Origin of the sequence: Thermococcus sp. Bubb.Bath (assembly GCF_012027595.1) — an archaeon.
Lineage (GTDB): Archaea > Methanobacteriota_B > Thermococci > Thermococcales > Thermococcaceae > Thermococcus.
The window spans coordinates 105,659-122,637 of sequence record NZ_SNUR01000005.1 but is presented as its reverse complement, the minus strand read 5'-3'; the positions used below and the strand labels follow the sequence as shown (position 1 = coordinate 122,637).

General features: G+C 51.7%; 19 protein-coding genes, 3 pseudogenes and 1 other annotated feature. Of the genes and pseudogenes, 12 read left to right on the top strand and 10 right to left on the bottom strand.

Going from position 1 to position 16,979, the window contains the following annotated elements; all coding sequences use genetic code 11:
• Nucleotides 1–4 precede the first annotated feature (4 nt).
• Nucleotides 5–92: a sequence feature (5S ribosomal RNA rRNA prediction is too short), on the bottom strand.
• A gap of 158 nt (nucleotides 93–250) precedes the next feature.
• Nucleotides 251–772 carry a gamma carbonic anhydrase family protein gene (locus tag E3E29_RS10320; RefSeq protein WP_167910897.1) on the top strand — a complete coding sequence of 174 codons (522 nt, stop codon included), beginning with the start codon at nucleotides 251–253 and terminating at the stop codon, nucleotides 770–772.
• 10 nt (nucleotides 773–782) lie between these two features.
• Nucleotides 783–1,577: a polyprenyl diphosphate synthase gene (uppS, locus tag E3E29_RS10315; protein ID WP_167910896.1), complete on the top strand. Its 795-nt coding sequence runs from the start codon at nucleotides 783–785 to the stop codon at nucleotides 1,575–1,577.
• A gap of 1 nt (nucleotide 1,578) precedes the next feature.
• Here the strand turns inward: uppS and tgtA are convergent, their stop codons facing one another.
• From tgtA to E3E29_RS10290, 5 genes are all read right to left on the bottom strand, one after another.
• Complete coding sequence (tgtA, locus tag E3E29_RS10310; RefSeq protein WP_167910895.1) at nucleotides 1,579–3,321, bottom strand: tRNA guanosine(15) transglycosylase TgtA; 1,743 nt, start codon at nucleotides 3,319–3,321, stop codon at nucleotides 1,579–1,581.
• A 34-nt stretch (nucleotides 3,322–3,355) separates the two neighbouring features.
• The gene (locus tag E3E29_RS10305) at nucleotides 3,356–4,285 is read right to left on the bottom strand and encodes an inorganic phosphate transporter (protein WP_167910894.1); all 930 of its coding nucleotides are present in this window, start codon (nucleotides 4,283–4,285) and stop codon (nucleotides 3,356–3,358) included.
• Between the two features lie 188 nt (nucleotides 4,286–4,473).
• Complete coding sequence (gene hmgA / locus E3E29_RS10300; protein ID WP_167910923.1) at nucleotides 4,474–5,700, bottom strand: hydroxymethylglutaryl-CoA reductase (NADPH); 1,227 nt, start codon at nucleotides 5,698–5,700, stop codon at nucleotides 4,474–4,476.
• Nucleotides 5,701–5,723: 23 nt separating this feature from the next.
• The gene (locus tag E3E29_RS10295) at nucleotides 5,724–6,467 is read right to left on the bottom strand and encodes a MinD/ParA family protein (protein WP_167910893.1); all 744 of its coding nucleotides are present in this window, start codon (nucleotides 6,465–6,467) and stop codon (nucleotides 5,724–5,726) included.
• A 114-nt stretch (nucleotides 6,468–6,581) separates the two neighbouring features.
• Nucleotides 6,582–6,806, bottom strand: a complete 225-nt coding sequence (locus E3E29_RS10290) for a TRAM domain-containing protein (protein ID WP_394352990.1) — start codon at nucleotides 6,804–6,806, stop codon at nucleotides 6,582–6,584.
• A gap of 219 nt (nucleotides 6,807–7,025) precedes the next feature.
• Here E3E29_RS10290 and tdh point away from each other — a divergent pair, with 219 nt between their 5' ends.
• From tdh to E3E29_RS11910, 4 genes are all read left to right on the top strand, one after another.
• Complete coding sequence (tdh, locus tag E3E29_RS10285; RefSeq protein WP_167910921.1) at nucleotides 7,026–8,078, top strand: L-threonine 3-dehydrogenase; 1,053 nt, start codon at nucleotides 7,026–7,028, stop codon at nucleotides 8,076–8,078.
• Between the two features lie 83 nt (nucleotides 8,079–8,161).
• Entirely contained in the window at nucleotides 8,162–8,410 is a 249-nt protein-coding gene (locus E3E29_RS10280; RefSeq protein WP_167910892.1) for a UPF0175 family protein, read from the top strand.
• A gap of 197 nt (nucleotides 8,411–8,607) precedes the next feature.
• Nucleotides 8,608–8,745 carry a hypothetical protein gene (locus tag E3E29_RS11915; RefSeq protein WP_240922846.1) on the top strand — a complete coding sequence of 46 codons (138 nt, stop codon included), beginning with the start codon at nucleotides 8,608–8,610 and terminating at the stop codon, nucleotides 8,743–8,745.
• Entirely contained in the window at nucleotides 8,742–8,879 is a 138-nt protein-coding gene (locus E3E29_RS11910) for a DUF3368 domain-containing protein (protein WP_342764716.1), read from the top strand. Before E3E29_RS11915 ends, E3E29_RS11910 begins: the two co-directional genes overlap by 4 nt.
• Here E3E29_RS11910 and E3E29_RS10270 read toward each other — a convergent pair.
• Nucleotides 8,876–9,289, bottom strand: a complete 414-nt coding sequence (locus E3E29_RS10270) for a hypothetical protein (RefSeq protein ID WP_167910891.1) — start codon at nucleotides 9,287–9,289, stop codon at nucleotides 8,876–8,878. The genes E3E29_RS11910 and E3E29_RS10270 overlap by 4 nt on opposite strands.
• A gap of 125 nt (nucleotides 9,290–9,414) precedes the next feature.
• Between E3E29_RS10270 and E3E29_RS10265 the strand changes: the two genes are divergently transcribed.
• From E3E29_RS10265 to pheT, 6 genes are all read left to right on the top strand, one after another.
• On the top strand, nucleotides 9,415–9,828 hold the full coding sequence (locus E3E29_RS10265; protein ID WP_167910890.1) for a HEPN domain-containing protein: 414 nt from the start codon (nucleotides 9,415–9,417) through the stop codon (nucleotides 9,826–9,828).
• Complete coding sequence (locus E3E29_RS10260; protein WP_206205881.1) at nucleotides 9,770–10,207, top strand: nucleotidyltransferase domain-containing protein; 438 nt, start codon at nucleotides 9,770–9,772, stop codon at nucleotides 10,205–10,207. Before E3E29_RS10265 ends, E3E29_RS10260 begins: the two co-directional genes overlap by 59 nt.
• An 80-nt stretch (nucleotides 10,208–10,287) precedes the next feature.
• A complete protein-coding gene (locus E3E29_RS10255) occupies nucleotides 10,288–11,793 on the top strand; it encodes a phenylalanine--tRNA ligase subunit alpha (RefSeq protein WP_167910889.1) in 1,506 nt (501 codons plus the stop codon).
• Nucleotides 11,794–11,798: 5 nt separating this feature from the next.
• Nucleotides 11,799–12,071, top strand: coding sequence for a DUF4258 domain-containing protein (locus tag E3E29_RS10250; protein WP_167910888.1), 273 nt, complete (start codon nucleotides 11,799–11,801; stop codon nucleotides 12,069–12,071).
• A complete protein-coding gene (locus E3E29_RS10245; RefSeq protein ID WP_167910887.1) occupies nucleotides 12,068–12,304 on the top strand; it encodes a DUF2283 domain-containing protein in 237 nt (78 codons plus the stop codon). The genes E3E29_RS10250 and E3E29_RS10245 overlap by 4 nt, the downstream gene beginning before the upstream one ends.
• A 5-nt stretch (nucleotides 12,305–12,309) precedes the next feature.
• Nucleotides 12,310–14,034: a phenylalanine--tRNA ligase subunit beta gene (gene pheT / locus E3E29_RS10240; RefSeq protein ID WP_167910919.1), complete on the top strand. Its 1,725-nt coding sequence runs from the start codon at nucleotides 12,310–12,312 to the stop codon at nucleotides 14,032–14,034.
• Nucleotides 14,035–14,346: 312 nt separating this feature from the next.
• Here the strand turns inward: pheT and E3E29_RS10235 are convergent, their stop codons facing one another.
• From E3E29_RS10235 to E3E29_RS11895, 4 genes and pseudogenes are all read right to left on the bottom strand, one after another.
• Nucleotides 14,347–15,000, bottom strand: coding sequence for a DUF257 family protein (locus E3E29_RS10235; RefSeq protein WP_167910886.1), 654 nt, complete (start codon nucleotides 14,998–15,000; stop codon nucleotides 14,347–14,349).
• Between the two features lie 104 nt (nucleotides 15,001–15,104).
• Nucleotides 15,105–15,539: pseudogene (gene thyX / locus E3E29_RS11905) on the bottom strand (FAD-dependent thymidylate synthase); the annotation flags it as partial.
• A 198-nt stretch (nucleotides 15,540–15,737) separates the two neighbouring features.
• Nucleotides 15,738–16,154: pseudogene (locus E3E29_RS11900) on the bottom strand (LAGLIDADG family homing endonuclease); the annotation flags it as partial.
• A gap of 279 nt (nucleotides 16,155–16,433) precedes the next feature.
• A pseudogene (locus tag E3E29_RS11895) lies at nucleotides 16,434–16,751 on the bottom strand (FAD-dependent thymidylate synthase); the annotation flags it as partial.
• Nucleotides 16,752–16,979 lie beyond the last annotated feature (228 nt).

The window sequence follows — 16,979 nt, the reverse complement described above, 5'->3', positions numbered from 1 at the left end:
TCTCGGAGGGCAGTACTGCCGGGATCGCTGGCGGGCTTAACTTCCGGGGTCGAAACGAGACCGGGTGTGGCCCCGCCGCCCTGACCGCCGTACCGGTAGTGACCTCCCAAGATGACTTTATAAACTTTGCGGTGCCCGTGGCCCTGATTTATACCCCACTAGTAAACCTCAGTGCCATTTTTTGAAACGGTTGGAGTAATCGGTTATGTTTATAAGCCGACCCGTCTAGCCCCTGAGTGAGGTGATAGGAATGCCTGTCTACGCACTTGGTGACAAAAAGCCCGTCATTCACGAGAGCGCTTTCATAGATGAGACTGCGTCGGTAATTGGCGACGTCGTCCTTGAGGAGAAGACGAGCGTCTGGCCCTCCGCCGTTCTCCGTGGGGATATAGAGCAGATATACATCGGCTGCTGCTCCAACGTCCAGGACAACGTCAGCATACACACTTCCCACGGCCTTCCCACTAAGGTCGGGAAATACGTCACTATAGGCCACAACGCGGTAGTCCACGGGGCCACCATAGACGACTACGTCATCATTGGAATGGGCGCGGTGATCCTCGACGGGGCGAAGATAGGGAAGCACGTCGTCATCGGAGCCGGTGCCCTCGTTCCGCCGGGCAAGGAGATACCCGACTACAGCCTCGTTGTCGGCGTCCCCGGCAAGGTCGTTAGAAAGCTCAGCGACGAGGAGGTAGAGTGGACGAAGAAGAACGCCGAGATATACATGGAGCTTGCGGAGCTTCACCTTGGCAAGAGAAGGAAGCTCTGAAGGGATTTGGATGCTGTATCGGGTAGTTTCAAAGGTTCCCCATCTCCTTTTTAGACCTCTCTACGATTTTTACGAGTCGTACCTGTTTGAGAAGGTCAAAGCGGGGAACCTCCCAAAGCATGTGGCTATAATCATGGACGGAAACCGGCGGTGGGCCAGGAGGCTCGAAAAGCCCCCCTGGTACGGCCACCTCTTTGGCTCCAACAAGCTTGAGGAAATACTAGAATGGTGCCGTGAACTCGGAATAAAGACGCTTACGGTCTACGCCTTCTCCACCGAGAACTTCAAGCGCTCCAAGGATGAGGTAGCTGCACTCATGGATCTCTTTGAGCGGAAGTTTAAAGAGCTCGTTGATGATGAGAGGGTTCACCGTTACGGCGTCAGGGTCAACGTTATAGGGAGAAAGGAGCTCCTTCCAGAGAGGGTTAGAAAGGCAGCCGAGGAGGCTGAAAAAGTCACCAGAAAATACTCGAACTACTTCCTCAACATAGCGCTCGCATACGGTGGCAGGAGTGAGATAACCGACGCGACCCGTGAAATCGTCCGCGACGCCCTTGAAGGCAAGATAAAGCCTGAGGATATCGATGAAGAGCTGATAAAACGCTACCTCTACCACCCGAACATGCCCGACCCGGATATCGTGATAAGAACCGGTGGCGAGATTAGAATAAGCAACTTTCTGCTGTATCAGATAGCCTACAGCGAGCTCTTCTTCGTCGACGTCTATTTCCCCGAATTCAGAAAGATCGACTTCCTGAGGATAATAAGGGAGTACCAGAAGAGGCAGAGAAGGTTTGGGAGGTAGATTACTCCCCCACCCCCCTCCTAACCTTCACGGCCAACCCCTGCTGGAAGGCCTTTAGCTCTTCCCCGTTGAGGAGTGTCTGGCCTGTTGCCAGAAGTTCATCGTTCCGGTTGACGATCAGAACCTCGTCGTAGGGCCTTATCCCCTGGTCGGCATCAACGACGAACTTGGCGAAGACGTTCTTTCCCTTCCTCGCGAACGGCTCTGCGTCCTCGTCGATAACAACCCTCATTCCCGGGAACGGCAGGACTTTGTGGAGCCTCTTTGCGCCTTCGATTCCCAGCGTTAGCAGCCCATCCGCGGAGCGGAAGGTGGCGAGGTGCTTACCCTTAACTTTAATCTGCCTTGGCATTCCAGTCTTCCTCGAAAGCTCGACGAAGGCGTCTTTGAACGCTTCGCCAGCCCCTTCGCCGAACTGGTACTCGGCTATGGCCATGATATAATTCCTTGCCTCTTCCCTAGCAGGTTTCTCGATGGTAAAGTTCTCCTCCCCCTCGCTCTGGGCGAAGGGGTAGCTGAGAGATAGGTACTTTGGTATCTCACCGAATATAGGGTGATTAACCGTCTCTAGGAATTTGGGCTTAACGCGCTCGGCCCTCTCCTTTGCCCTCACTGCGGTTGGCCACTTCAAAGCCTCCCTGCTCACCTTGAAGAATGCACTTCCCTTGGTTACGGGCTCGTTCTTCTCAAGGTACTCCCTGTACTCCAGCAGGCGCTTGTAGGCCGCGTAGAGCTTTGGATGAGAGCGGGCCCTCTCGTCAACCAGCTCCCAAAGGGTGCCTTCCTTTATCGACTGCTTGACCCTGTTGAGCTCCTCACGAATGACCCAAAGGTTGTGCAGAGCCAGAAGCCTCGTGCGCTCTTCCTTGGGCATCTCGCGGAGCTCCTGCGGTGTGTAGCGGGAGCAGACGGGACAGGAGCACGGGAAGTAATCCAGCTCATCGAGCCTCTTCGTCCCTTCCGGTGTTAAATAGCGGTTATCCTTGGCGTAGAGGGCGTAGCTCGCCGAATCGAAGAGGTCTATCCCCATAGCAACGGCCAGGGCGAAAATCATGGGGTGACCGGCACCGAAGAGGTGAACCGGCCTATCCGGCCTGAGTCCATGTTTCGAGGCTATAACCACGTCCACCAAGTCTTTGTACCTGTAGCTCTCCATCAGCGGAACGACGGCGCCAACTGGGTGTATCTCAAAGTTCATTTCGCTCAGCTTTTTAGCGGCGTACGTCCTGAGGTCAGGGTAAGTCGAACCCTGCACCGCAGCGTTCATAGCTATCTCCTTGATTCCCTCCGCCTCCTTCGCCCTCTCCAGCGTTATTCTAAGGTCTTCTTCGGCCTTCTCATGCGAGACGTCAGGAGGAGTGGGTATATCAAGGAAGGTGCCTACGTCAACGCCTATATCGTGCTGGAACTTTACTATCTCGCTGTTGGTGACTTCGACGTCACCGTAGCGCATGAGCTGGAAAGAGCCGGAATCAACTTCGATTATGCCGTCATAACCAAGAAGGTTGTGGATTCCCTCTTTTAGTGCCTGCTCTCGGAGTTCGGGGGTTTTGTAGATTATGTATGAGTTGGTTATGACCATCCTGAATCCCATCTCTTTGAGCTCTTTTGGGGTTACAATGAGTTGCTTTGGGTTGATTACCGGCATTATGGCAGGCGTTTCCACTGTTTTGCCGTTGAGGGTGAGCTTTCCAATCCTTCCGGCGGCATCTCGCGCCTTGACCTCGAACTTAAAATTAGCCATCTTACAACACCTCCCATAGATTAGAGCTGGGGGTTTAAAAGCCTGCGGCGGAGAAGAGTTTTATGAGGAAGAATGCAAGGACCCCTGCAAAGAGGGGTGCTTCAACCCAGCTCTTGACAATGTCCGTGAGAACCTTTTTGTTGACTTTTTCCCCCTTATAAGCACTCAATCCGCTGATAGCGCCGACGACGGCCTGACCTGAGCTGACTGGAAGTCCAAAGAGGTTGGCTGTGTTAACAGCTATCGACGCCCCGAATTGACTTGAAAACGCCGAAGTGGGGCCAAGGGGAGCTATATCCTTCCCGATCGTCATCATAACCTTATAGCTAAAGGTAAGGGTTCCAAAGGCCATTATAAGTGCCATGATGGCGTTGGGATTCGACATGCCGCCGGCCTTTGCAAGGCCTATAACGTTTGAAACCTCGTTCGTTCCCAGGTTAAAGGCGGAGTAAGCAGAGGCCAGGAAGACGAGCCATTTCTGTGTAAGTTCAAGGTTCTTGAGACCCCTTATCCGCTTAAGGAGGGGTTTGTAAAGCTTGTATATTACTATGGCCAGAAAGGACGCAAAGGCCGGTGAGAAGAACCAAGCCGATACAATTTTACCGATAGTCAACCAGTCCACGGGAAGTCCAAGGGCCAGAGACGAGCCTATGAGGGCGCCGACTATGGACTGGGTCGTTGATATGGGCATGCTAAGGAGGCTTGCTAAAGTCACCGCGGAGGCAGCACTGAAGAGGGCTAGGGCAACTTGCGCCGTTGTTAACCCACCGGCCAGTCTCGTTATGGTCCCCGGAACGGCGGAGTGCCCTATAACAGCTCCGAGGGTCGTGAAGACCGTTATTATAAGCACTGCCCTTTTGAATCCAACTATACCCGAACCAACGGCGGTTCCCACTGCCTTTGCGCTGTCGTTTGCACCTACCGACCACGCCATAAAGAACGCGGTCGCCGCGAGCTCTATCATTCCCGTCACCTATATTCTATATAGTCTATGTAGTACAGAAGAGCACATTTTACTTAAAAATCTTTCGGACAAATTAAGAGTGAACTTAAATTCTGAAAGGAAAAGGGGCCCGTTAGAAGTCAATAAATGCATACATAAAAGATACAGTGGACAAATGTTGAGTATAATAAAGAAACAAAAACCCGTACTTAGCGGCCCAGCTCCTTGTGGGCCTTGGCAAGGTGTTTAGCAGCGATAGCCGCGAGGAGAGAAAGCTCGCCCGCAAGAACGGCCCCGGCAACTATCTCCGCGAACTTCCTGGCGTTCTCTCCCGGCTTCTCTCCTCCGCCGGCAACGCCCATTATTGAGAGGGCTTCCCTCTGCGTTGGGACCCTCGTGCCACCGCCAACCGTTCCAATCTCAAGGCTCGGCATGGTTATACTCATATAGAGGTCTCCTTCTGGTGTAACCTCTGCTAAGGTTATACCGTGAGAGCCCTCGGTTATCTGGGCCTCGTCCTGGCCGGTGGCTAGGAATATCGCACCGACTATGTTGCCAAAGTGGGCGTTGAAGCCGTAAGAAGCCGCCTGAGCCGAACCTACGAGGTTCTTACGGTAGTTGACCTCAGCGATTAGTTCAGGTGTCGTCTTCAGCTTCTTCTCTACTACCTCGCGCGGTATCACCGCTTCGGCGATTACTGTTTTTCCGCGGCCCTCGATGAAGTTGAGGGCGTTGGGCTTCTTATCGACGCAGAGGTTGCCGGAGAGAGCCAGGTACTTAACGTCCGGGAACTCCTCCTCGATAACCTTCATTATCTCCTCGCTGGAGATGGTGACCATGTTCATTCCCATCGCATCGCCGGTTTCGAACTCGAAGCGGAGGTAGAGGTTGTTGCCAACGATGAAGGGCTTAACTCCCCTGAGTTTCCCGTGCCTGGTGACCTTTGAGACGGCCTTCTCCTGGAGGTAGTCGAGGTTGTTCATTACCCACTCGGCTACTTCCCTTGCCCTCCTCGCGTCCGGGCACTTGAGGAGCGGTGCTCGGGCCATTTTGTCATCTATAAGGGTGATCTTAACGCCTCCGGCGGCGGTTAGAGCGGAGCAACCGCGGTTGACGCTCGCGACCAGTGCCCCCTCTGTTGTGGCGAGCGGGATGTAGAACTTACCCTTCGCGTATTCGCCGTTGATTTTGAGCGGTCCGGCAATACCCATGGGTATCTGGACGACGCCTATCATGTTCTCGATGTTCTTCCCGATGAGTCTGTTTGGGTCTATTGAATAGTGGCCGATGTTCTCAAGGCTTATCCCGAACTTCTTCTCAAGGGCCTTCCTCCTTATTTCAGTGGCGAGCTTCTTGTCGCCGTCCGTGTATTTCTCAACCTGGTGGAGTTTAATCTCTCCATTCGCCACTTTCTCAACCAGTTCATCAAAGTCCATCTCCATGAAACACACCTCCAGAATCAGCCGAATATCCAGCTTTCGAGGACCTCCCCCGCCTCGGCAAAGGCAAGAGCTGAGTCGCTCTTCGGCTTGTACGCGAGAACCGGGATGCCGACGTTGATGGATTCAGGAACCGCCTCATCAAACGGCACCCAGCTTAGGACGGGAACACCTATGTCCTCCTCAATGGCCTCTATTATCTTGTCAACGACGTCCGCACTCTCACGGACTTTGTTCAGAACAACGCCTATCTTGAGGCCGTACTCGTCCCCCAGGGCCTTGAGCTTCTGAACCTCGTTTTCCACCATCGTTTCAAATGAGTAGATAGGAGATCTCTCTATCTCCACAACGATTATTTGATAATCCGCCACCTCAAACGTTGGGAGCGTGTCAAAGGGAACCCCCGTTGGAGAATCGACGAACACTATCCCAAACTTGTATTTGATTTCCTCAACGAGGTCTCTCAGCTTTTGTGGGGATATACCCACGACATCGTGGAGGTTGGTGCTGCCGGGCATCACGTAAACCCCGGTCTCTCGGTGTTTGTAAATGGCCCATTCAGGGTTTATACTTGGGTCGTGGAGAAGGGAGTGAACCGTGTATTTGACATTGTCCATCCCAAAGTGAAACCCCAGGTTGGGGAGGTACAGGTCTCCATCAATAGCCAGAACCCTGTACTCCCTCATGGCGAGGTAAGTGCTGAGGTTCGCCGTCGTTGTGGTCTTTCCTGCACCGCCCCTGCCCGTCATTACTATTACTGCCATCCATTTCCCCCCGTGCTTTACACTGTTATATTTTTGTTTTATTAAGTTTTCCGGTCTGGGAAGAAAAAAGTATGGAACTAAGAGGGAACGAATCAAAAGAGTCCCTCTGGGTGTTCACTCTAGGACTTCCGCGAAGGCAAATCGCTCTTTCACGTTCTTTATGACGATTTCCACCTCATCCCCGACTTGCGTGTTGGGGACGAAAATAACAAAGCCCTTTATCCTGGCTATCCCATCGCCCCCTCTGCCGAGGGACTCTATCTTCACCCTGTATTTTTCCCCTGTTTTCACGGGGGGTTTCCTTGGAGCAAACCCATTCCTCTCCAATTCAGACACCACCGTAGAGATGTCGCCCTTCAGGTGAGCATACCCCTATATAATCCCTCCGTTGCTTTGTTGAACTTTTCAGGATATTTTTCCCGAAGTTCAAACTTAATATCTGCTTTTAAGTTCTAACTACAAACAGAACTGGCATCAAGTCCCCTCTTCACGTTCCAAAACTCATTGAAAAAGTTTATATTCAGTCAAACCTATGCATCAATGTAGGAGATGAGAGCCATGTCCGAAAAGATGCAGGCCATTATGAAGACGAAGCCGGCATATGGTGCCGAGCTCGTTGAGGTTGACGTTCCAAAGCCCGGCCCAGGTGAAGTGCTCATCAAGGTCCTCGCGACGACCATCTGCGGAACAGACCTCCACATCTACGAGTGGAACGAGTGGGCGCAGAGCAGGATTAAGCCGCCTCAGATAATGGGCCATGAGGTTGCTGGAGAAGTCATCGAGGTCGGCCCCGGCGTTGAAGACCTCCAAGTGGGTGACTATATAAGCGCCGAAACGCATATAGTCTGTGGCAAGTGCTACGCGTGCAAGCACAACCGCTACCACGTCTGCCAGAACACCAAGATCTTTGGCGTTGATATGGATGGAGTTTTCGCTCACTACGCCATAGTCCCCGCGAGGAACGCTTGGAAGAACCCGAAGGGAATGAAACCTGAGCATGCTGCCCTTCAGGAGCCGCTTGGAAACGCAGTGGATACCGTCCTGGCCGGTCCTATAGCGGGAAGGAGCACCCTCATAACCGGTGCAGGTCCGCTCGGTCTCCTGGGTATAGCCGTTGCGAAGGCAAGCGGCGCCTACCCGGTCATTGTCTCCGAGCCTAGCGAATACCGCAGGAACCTCGCCAAGAAGGTTGGGGCCGATTACATCATCAACCCGTTTGAAGAGGACCCTGTTAAGGAGGTCATGGACATAACCGACGGCGCTGGAGTTGAGGTCTTCCTCGAGTTCAGCGGGGCACCTAAAGCCCTCGAACAGGGATTAGCTGCCACAACCCCCGGTGGAAGGGTCTCGCTTCTTGGACTCTTCCCGAGAGAGGTTACGGTAGACTTTAATAACCTCATAATATTTAAGGCCCTCGAAGTTCACGGCATAACCGGAAGGCACCAGTGGGAGACTTGGTACACCGTCTCAAGCCTCATCCAGAGCGGCAAGCTCAACCTCGACGCGGTTTTAACACACCGCTACAACGGCTTTGAGAAGTTTGAGGAAGCTTTCGAGCTGATGCGCGCTGGGAAGACCGGAAAGGTCGTTTTCTTCCCGCACAAGGGATGAGTGTCTCGATGTTCTTTTTTCTTTTCAATTTTGTTAGAGAAAGGGTTTAAATATTTTAGATACCAACCTCCCACGGTGAGAGTATGGAAATAGTAATTCCTGAGGACATAATCACCTCTATGAAGCTTCCGAAGGGGGACGTTGAGAGGGAGCTGAGGGTTGACCTTGCGGTTATTCTCTACCAAAGGGGTATTCCCCCGCTTGGAAAAGCCGCCAAACTCGCAGGAATGACAAAGAGGGAGTTCCTTGATGAGCTTGCAAAGAGAAAGGTTCCAAGGCACTACACTGAGAAGGAGCTTGAGGAGGACTTAGCCTTTGCCCGTGGTGAGTGACTCAACACCCTTAATCCATCTGGCAAAGATGGGCAGGCTCGAACTTCTTCGGGAGTTCTTTGGAGAGATAATTATCCCCTGCTGTTTATAGAGAGTGCGTCCTTGAAGGTGGGAACTCAGAGGACGCGTTAGCCATTAAAAACGCAAAGTGGATCAAAGTCGAGAAGATATCGGACGAGAAGCTGAAGCGTGCCCTAATGCTTGAACTGAACGAAGGAGAGAGCGAGGCGATAGTCCTTGCCCTCGAAAGGAACGCCGAGCTGATTCTGATCGACGACTACGATGGACGGGAAGTTGCGAGGGCTTTGAGGCTCAAGGTTGCTGGAACCATATAGGCGTTCTCCTCGGGGCGAAACTCCTGGGAAAGATAGAGAGTCTGAAGGAAGAACTCGAAAGACTGAAGGCCAGCGGCGTCTGGTTAAGTGAGGAGCTTCACGAAAGAATTTTTAAAGAGGCAGGCGAGCTTTAGAGTTTAACGGCTATCTCGGCGTTTCCCTTCTCCGTGATCTGGAGAAGGAGAAGGGCCTTCCTCAGCTCCTTGTAGCAGCCGTGGGCGATGAATATCATTATGACGTTGGCGAGGTTGCCGAGTCCAACCAAGATGGTAGCTATCGGCCCAGCAATCCATGCAAAAAAGAAAGCCACTCCACCAATTACCCATGTCACTATCGAGTTGTTGTGAGTGTCCTTTGCCATATTCATTGCCTGCTTGATGGCGCCTTCTCCCTTGTAGTGCGTCACTATGTAGTCCGCTCCTTCTAATTCTTGGTAGCTTATCGCAGCCGCTGGAATTAAAGCTCCCCCGAAAAACAGTCCAACTGCTAGATCACCTACCCCCCAAAATACCATCAGGATTGAAAGTATCCATGAGCCCACCATTACATACTCCCAAGTTCTATCATTCTGCTGTGGATAATAGTAGGCGCACATTTCCCTCCTACCGGAGGGTAAATACTAGGGCGAAGGAATTAAATATCCTCAGGACCAAACCTGGGTGAGGAAAGATGTTCAAGTGGAGCGAATACGAGAGATGGATGATGCAGGCTGAGAGGACTCTCAACTCTGCCCTCAGGGATCTTGAGGGTGGTGACTATGAATGGGCGAGCTTTAAAGCTCAGCAGGCGGCTGAACTGGCCGTGAAGGCTCTCCTTAGGGGGATGGGGTTTGCGCCAATCGGCCATTCCATAACAAAACTCCTCAGAAACCTTCGTGATGAAGGGATTGAGGTTCCGAGAGAGCTGTTCCACAGGGCGATGGAGCTCGACAGGAACTACATAGCTCCGAGATATCCCGATGCATATCCAGAGGGCTCTCCCTTCGAGTACTACTCAGAGGATGTGGCTGGGGAGATGATTAGTTATGCTGAAGAGGTCATCAACTTCGTTAAGAGAACGGCAAAGAATCTCGCCGGAGATTGAGAGGTTTGTGGGAAGGATAGTCGATTACTTCAATGGGGACGTTACGATAATTCTCTTCGGTTCTAGAGCAAGGGGAGATTACAACAGGGCTAGCGACTACGATCTGATAGTGATCTCCGGGAAGCTGAGTGGAAACTTCCTCACGCGGACTAAGCCACTCTACGAGCTCAACGAGGAGCTTCTGGACGTTGATATCCTCGCCTACACCCCTTCCGAGTTCCTCAAGGCCCTTGAGAACCTTTCCCCTTCAGCCCTCGACGCGATGAAAGAAGGCATAGTCCTCCATGACAATGGTTTTTACAGGACGGCCAGAAGAAAGTTCGAAGAGCTGAAAAAGAAGGGCCTGAGGAAAGAAACCTACTGGCTTGTGAAGACTTAACCCTTTAGTTTATTTCAGAATCCACAAGCAACCGCAATTCTCTTAAGTCCTCCCGCTCACCCTCACCGGGAGGTGGCACTATGGAGCTAAGCTACCAGGAAAAGCTCACGCTCATAAAACTCGGCGAGGCGAAAAAGCTCAAATTTGAAGAGCTTGTGGAAAAAACCGGACTCGACCAGGTAGCCGTTATGCGCTCGGTTCTCGGTCTTCAGGCCAAAGGACTTGCGGAACTCCACGAGAGGAGCGAGAAGGTCATTAAGATAACCGAGACCGGGAGGAAGTACGCTCAAATTGGCCTTCCGGAGTGGAGGGCTCTAAAACTCCTCCTCGAGGGGGAGAAAGTTACCCTCGACAACCTCAAAGAGGTTCTCAGCGAGGACGAGCTGAAGCCGATAGTCGGTCTCCTAAGGAAGGAAGGCTGGGCAACCGTCAGAAAGGAGGATGGAAAGCTCGTCCTCGAGATAACAGACAAAGGGAGGGAAGCCGATGAGAGGCCCATCGACAGAGCCCTCAAGCTCCTCGCGGAGAAGGAAACCGTTCCGGTGAGCGAGGTTGAGAAGCTCGTTCCCGTCAAAGAGCTCAAGAGAAGGAAGATAGCCGATGAGGACACTATAACTGAGAGGACCGTCGAAATAACCCCCGCTGGAGAAGAACTCGTCAGGAAAGGCCTCGAACTTAAGAGAGAAGTCTCAATCCTCACGCAGGAACTCATAAAGTCCGGCAGGTGGAAGGAAGTTGAGTTCAGAAGGTTCGACATCAAAGCCCCAGTTAGAAGGGTTTATCCTGGCAAAAAGCAGCCCTACAGGGCATTTCTCGACAAGATACGGAGAAGGCTCATCGAGATGGGCTTCATTGAAATGGTCTCGGAGAGCATGATAGAGACCCAGTTCTGGAACTTCGATGCGCTCTTCCAGCCCCAGAACCATCCTGCGAGGGAGTGGACTGACACCTACCAGCTCAAGTACCCGAAGAGCGGTCATCTGCCAGAGGAGGAGCTCGTTGTGAGGGTTAAAGCCGCTCACGAGCACGGGGGGGACACAGGTTCAAGGGGCTGGGGCTACGTCTGGTCGCCTGAGAGGGCGATGCTCCTGATGCCCAGGGCACATGGAACCGCACTCGACGCCAGACAGCTCGCGAAGGGTGTCGAGATACCGGGCAAGTACTTCACGATACAGCGCGTTTTCAGGCCGGACGTTCTGGATAGAACTCACCTCATCGAGTTCAACCAGATTGACGGCTTCGTAGTTGGGGAAGAGCTCAACTTCAGGCATCTCCTCGGAATACTCAAGCGCTTCGCCGTCGAGATAGCCGGAGCGAAGAAGGTGAAGTTCCTTCCGGATTACTACCCGTTCACTGAACCGAGCGTCCAGATGAGCGCCTACCACCCGGAGCTCGGCTGGGTCGAGTTCGGCGGTGCTGGAATCTTCAGAGAGGAGATGACGAAGGCCCTTGGAATCGATGCACCTGTGATAGCCTGGGGAATAGGAATCGACAGGTTGGCCATGTTCAAGCTTGGAATAGACGACATCCGCTACCTCTTCAGCTACGACCTGAGGTGGCTGAGGGAAGCGAGGCTGGTGTGGTGATTTGAGTGATCTCCTACACCGAGCACGCCCTCATGAGGATGCAGCAGTACGAAATCTCCAAGGAAGAAGTGGAAAATACACTTCACAGCCCGTCCCATTTGTTTTTTGACCTGCAATCGGGTAGGTACGTGGCAGTAGGGAGTAAAAACGGCCATGATTTAGTAGTTGTCTACAAAAAAGTTGGTGATGGGAAGATAGTTGTGACCATTTATCACACGAGCAAATTTGATAAAATCCGAACTGCAAAACTAACTTCCGGAAGGTGGGTTGAGTTATGAGCGACGAGGTAATTGTGAAGTATGACCCAAACGTTGACATCCTATACATTCAGCTCTCGCCAAAGAAGCCCGTGGACGCGGACATGAAAGGGGACGTTGTTATAGACCTCAACGAGAACGGCGAGGTCGTTGGCATTGAGATATGGCGCGCGAGGGAGCTCGTTCTCCCGGAGTTCCTCAAGTTCATTGAAAGGGTCAAAGAAGAAGGAAAGGCTGTTGAAAGTCAGGGGTGATGCTCATGCCAAAGTTCGACGTTTCAAAGCGCGACCTTGAGAGGCTCGTCGGGAAAACCTTCAGCGTCGAGGAGTGGGAGGACCTCTTCCTCTACGCCAAATGTGAGCTTGATGATATGTGGGAAGAGGACGGTGAAATCTACTTCAAGGCCGACTCAAAGGACACCAACAGGCCCGACCTCTGGAGTGCTGAGGGAATAGCGAGGCAGGTACGCTTCGCCCTGGGCTTCCAGAAGGGTTTGCCAGAGTACAAGGTCGAGAAGAGCGACATTATCGTTTACGTTGACGAGAAGCTGAAGGACATCAGGCCCTACGGTGTTTATGCAATCGTTGAGGGCCTGAACATCGACGAAGAGGCCCTAAGGCAGATGATTAACCTGCAGGAGAAGGTAGCGCTCACCTTCGGAAGGAGGAGAAGGGAGGTAGCGATAGGCATCTTCGACTTCGACAGGGTTAGGCCGCCGATATATTACCGTGCCGCCGAGAAGACGGAAAAGTTCATCCCCCTCGGCTACGACGAGGAGATGACGCTGGAGGAAATCCTTGAGAAGCACGAGAAGGGCAGAGAATACGGGCACCTGATAAAGGACAAGCCGTTCTATCCTCTCCTCGTGGACAGCGAGGGCAAAGTTCTCTCTATGCCGCCGGTAATCAACTCCGAGATAACGGGGAGGGTGACCACCGGGACCAAGAACGTCTTCGTTGATATAACCGGCTGGGATCTAAACAAGATAATGCTCGCCCTCAACGTCGTTGTCACAGCTCTTGCGGAGCGCGGCGGAAGGATAAGGAGCGTCAAGGTGGTTTACCCAGATTTCGAGATAGAGACTCCCGACTTAACGCCGAAGGAGTTCGAGGTCGAGCTCGACTACATCAGAAAGTTAGCTGGCCTTGAGCTGAGTGACGAGAAAATCAAGGAGCTCCTTGAGAGGATGATGTACGAGGTCGAGCTTGAGGACGGAAGAGCAAAGCTCCGCTATCCAGCCTTCCGCGACGATATAATGCACGCGAGGGATGTTCTTGAAGATGTGCTCATCGCTTACGGCTACAACGAGATTGAACCCGAAGAGCCGAAGCTGGCAGTCCAGGGGAGAGGAGACAAGTTCGTCGAGTTCGAGGATGCCGTTAGGGAGCTTATGGTCGGCTTCGGTCTGCAGGAAGTCATGACCTTCAACCTGACGAACAGGGAGGCGCAGTACGAGAGGATGAACCTCCCCTGTGGGGAGCATCCTGAGGAGTGCGGGGACTACTTCAACCACCCGCCAGCTGAAATCGTCGAGATAGAAAACCCGATAAGCCCGAAGTGGTCGGCCCTTAGGAACTGGCTCATACCCAGCCTTCTCGACTTCCTGAGCCAGAACACCCATGAGGAGTACCCGCAGAGGCTCTTCGAGGTGGGGAAGGCGACCCTCATAGACGAGGGCAGGGAGACGAAGACCGTCAGCGAGAGCAAGCTGGCGGTGGCTCTGGCACACCCGCGCGTGACGTTTACAGAAGCAAAAGAAATCCTCGACTCAGTGAGGAGGCACCTCGGCTTCGAGTATGAGCTTGAAGAGGCGGAACACCCGAGCTTCATTCCGGGTAGGGTCGGTAGGATCATCGTCAACGGAGAAACAATTGGAGTCATAGGGGAGGTGCACCCGGCTGTCTTAGAGAACTGGGGCATCGAGATGCCCGTTGCAGCTTTCGAGCTCTTTCTGGCTCCGCTCTACACTGAGCCATACCTCTGATCTACTTCTTGTTTTTATCGTCTTCTCAACAATGGTCTTCATGATCTCGAAGTTTGTCAAGTTAATCGTGAGCTCAATGTCAAGTACCATCCCCATTCTGATCACCGTAACTATTAATTCCAGAGCTGGTTATCAAGTTTTTCGTTGAGAATTTGGATAAGTGTCAAATCATGCCAGTAAATCGAGAGAAATTTGAAAGACCGACAATTACCTATTCAGATTATTGAAGAAATGGACATCCTCTGGTCCTCTCGCACCTAATGGAATACATATCCATCAAGCTGAAAATTTTGAAAAAGGCAGTCGTGTGACTCACTCAACTTTATCTAGGTCATAGTTGAACGTCATTCCATCTATCTCTGGTGTTGTGGACTTAAGCACTTCGAAGGTGTACACCCTGCCCTTCTTCTTCACTTCAACGAGGGTTGTGCTCATGAATTCAATTATCGGAGTAGCTACGGGATTCACCTCGTTTAGGATGTCTTTGTTTATGAAGTATATCGCTATGCGCCGCTTATCTCCAAGTCTGAGGGATATCTGTGCCAGGGTTTCCATGAGCTCCACCTTGTCATCCGCAAAGATGAGAATCTTCTCCAGGCCCAACACAGGGTTTATAGTAACTTCCTCCTCAGTAATCACCTCGGAGTAAACCTTCTCGTACTCCTTGCGCAGTATCACCCCCCTTCTCGGACTCACTCTCCCCACGACGTTGCCGATATCGATTATGCCTCCGATTTTTATGACGGGTATCCGGTCGAAAATGGAAACGTCCAGTCCGGAGAGTTCGATGTGGGTCTTGTATACGTGAAGGGTGTCCAGAAAGTCATCTACGAGTATGTTGTTGCCCTTTTCGGTAGCATCTTTAAGTAGCCGATAGAGGGCGTAGGAGGGTACCGCCGCTGATTCATGCTCCAGAATAACAGTCTCACCTGGCCTGATTTTTGAAAAGAATTGGGTTATCTCCATCAGTCTCTCACCTGAATTTTAATACTACGCTGAGGCTATAAACGTTTTTGTTTTTAAATTAAATTTAAAGATGAACTTTACAAAAAGATACGTTTGTATAACAATCACTTCAAATAGCCCTCTAAAAGACTTTTCCACCTCTCCCTCGTCCTCTTCCAGCAGTTCGGGGGCATAAGCTCGCCCTCAGGACAGTAGCCGATCTGGATGCACCTCGGCCCAAGCTTCGCCCACTCTATTATCGGCCTCAGCTCGTCGTTCTTCGCTATCTCCTCGAGCATCTTCCAGGCCACTTCCCTTATCTCCCATTGGGCCCTCTCGCAGGCCCTCAATCCCAGGAAATGCTTCAGCTCGCGGAGGTTCATGGTGACAACTATCTTCGTCCTAACCGCCTGGGGGAGTATGAAGCGGGCATCCTCCTTTGGAATCCCGGCCTGGACGGATTTTATGTAAATCTCTCGCGCGTCTCTCATCAGGTCATACCACTGGTACGCTAAAAAGGGATCTTCCAGGACACTGTCTGGTATTGTGAACTCGTACTCTTCGAGCTTTTTCTTTATGGCGTTCCCAATATCCTTCCTTAACTCCGGGACAACGGCGAGGACTTTGAGTATGTTGGCCCTCCTGACGAGAAATGGGTCTGCCCCTTCATAGAGAAGCCTCAGCAACTCTTCGGATTTTTTGTTTTTGCCGTACTTGAGATATCCAATCCTCTGATCTTCGTAGCATTTCAGGGTCCCCTTGGGAAGCCCAAGCTCACTCAACATGAACATCGTGTCTTCCAGTGCCTTCTTGCTTGAGCTGACAAAAGTGACTTCCGCCCTCTGGAAGGCGCCGTCCTTGAAAACAACTTTAATGTATCCATCCCCATCAAGGTAGCCTCTGAGGAAATCGGGCCAGAGCTTTCTTGGAACTCCCTCGATAATCCTGTCAAAACTCAGGATTTTTGCCTTCCTCTCAGAGACACCCCATTTTTTAAGGTCTTCAATGAGTTTTTTGTTTCCAACCCATATTCTAAGCGTATCCCTTCCCTTCTGGGTTCTGACCCTTATTCCCTTTCCAATACGCTCCGCAATTTCTATGAGCAGGGTTTTTTCAAGGTTTTTCTGGTCTATGACGAGGGCATTTCTCTGATCGTTAATGCTGCCATCCGCCATTATACAACCTAAGATGTACGCCTTGTCGGGAGTGTCTATGGTTTCAAAGAATGTTTCATGGATAAACCTACCGTTGTACACCTCCCCGGCCTTCCGGGGGGTAACCCCATAGGCCTTGAGTATTGACAGCACAGAAGTCGGGTGAAGGCCCACTATTTTCCCTATTTGCCACGTGGATAGGCCATCCTCTAAGTACCATCTGACTATTTCTCTCTCCTGATTTATCGTGAGTTTACAGTGAGGATTCCTTTTCTCTCCCTCCGGTTCTGGAAGCCTGTGTTCTTTGATTTTCACTGAAGAAACAAACTGGTATCTCTGTGACTGTTGGGTATAGCTTGCCAATCTATGACGAACAAGCTGGTGCGAACAAACGCGAGAACAGCCCTCGATGGCAAAGGTGAGCGTCGCGTGCTCTAGGATGCTCTCGTGCCCGTAGCCGAGAACCCGTGGGAGATGCATTTCAACGTCGCTCCCATCCATACGCTCGAAGGCTTCGGTTTCCCATCCATCCCAGTAGCTTATGAGAGCCGCCCATGTGACAGTTTCGAGCGGTTTTTTTGTATAATTGACAAGCTTTACCCTTATTCCATTGTCCACTGTTCTCACCTGAGTTTCAATGGAGTTTCTCCTTATATTTTCTCCCCTGCCACACTTGGTAAGATCTTCGAAAGGAAGGGGATTTGATAAACATAAGCCCCAAGAATACCTGTCTATCCTGCCACACTGATAAACCAATGAACCTTGACATTAGTAAAGGCATTTGAGGTCCTTTCAAATTCCCTTCACTATATGGGGGGCTTTTCCGACGAAAGGGTTATTAAATTC

Coding starts and splice junctions, on each gene's coding strand:
- tgtA (WP_167910895.1), bottom strand. CDS start 3,321: ATGGCTAATTTTAAGTTCGAGGTCAAGGCGCGAGATGCCGCCGGAAGG.
- pheT (WP_167910919.1), top strand. CDS start 12,310: ATGCCAAAGTTCGACGTTTCAAAGCGCGACCTTGAGAGGCTCGTCGGG.
- E3E29_RS10295 (WP_167910893.1), bottom strand. CDS start 6,467: ATGGCAGTAATAGTAATGACGGGCAGGGGCGGTGCAGGAAAGACCACA.
- E3E29_RS10260 (WP_206205881.1), top strand. CDS start 9,770: ATGCTGAAGAGGTCATCAACTTCGTTAAGAGAACGGCAAAGAATCTCG.
- hmgA (WP_167910923.1), bottom strand. CDS start 5,700: ATGGACTTTGATGAACTGGTTGAGAAAGTGGCGAATGGAGAGATTAAA.
- E3E29_RS10270 (WP_167910891.1), bottom strand. CDS start 9,289: ATGGTGGGCTCATGGATACTTTCAATCCTGATGGTATTTTGGGGGGTA.
- E3E29_RS10235 (WP_167910886.1), bottom strand. CDS start 15,000: ATGGAGATAACCCAATTCTTTTCAAAAATCAGGCCAGGTGAGACTGTT.
- tdh (WP_167910921.1), top strand. CDS start 7,026: ATGTCCGAAAAGATGCAGGCCATTATGAAGACGAAGCCGGCATATGGT.
- E3E29_RS11915 (WP_240922846.1), top strand. CDS start 8,608: ATGCTTGAACTGAACGAAGGAGAGAGCGAGGCGATAGTCCTTGCCCTC.
- E3E29_RS10305 (WP_167910894.1), bottom strand. CDS start 4,285: ATGATAGAGCTCGCGGCGACCGCGTTCTTTATGGCGTGGTCGGTAGGT.
- E3E29_RS10265 (WP_167910890.1), top strand. CDS start 9,415: ATGTTCAAGTGGAGCGAATACGAGAGATGGATGATGCAGGCTGAGAGG.
- E3E29_RS10255 (WP_167910889.1), top strand. CDS start 10,288: ATGGAGCTAAGCTACCAGGAAAAGCTCACGCTCATAAAACTCGGCGAG.
- E3E29_RS10280 (WP_167910892.1), top strand. CDS start 8,162: ATGGAAATAGTAATTCCTGAGGACATAATCACCTCTATGAAGCTTCCG.
- E3E29_RS10320 (WP_167910897.1), top strand. CDS start 251: ATGCCTGTCTACGCACTTGGTGACAAAAAGCCCGTCATTCACGAGAGC.
- E3E29_RS10245 (WP_167910887.1), top strand. CDS start 12,068: ATGAGCGACGAGGTAATTGTGAAGTATGACCCAAACGTTGACATCCTA.
- uppS (WP_167910896.1), top strand. CDS start 783: ATGCTGTATCGGGTAGTTTCAAAGGTTCCCCATCTCCTTTTTAGACCT.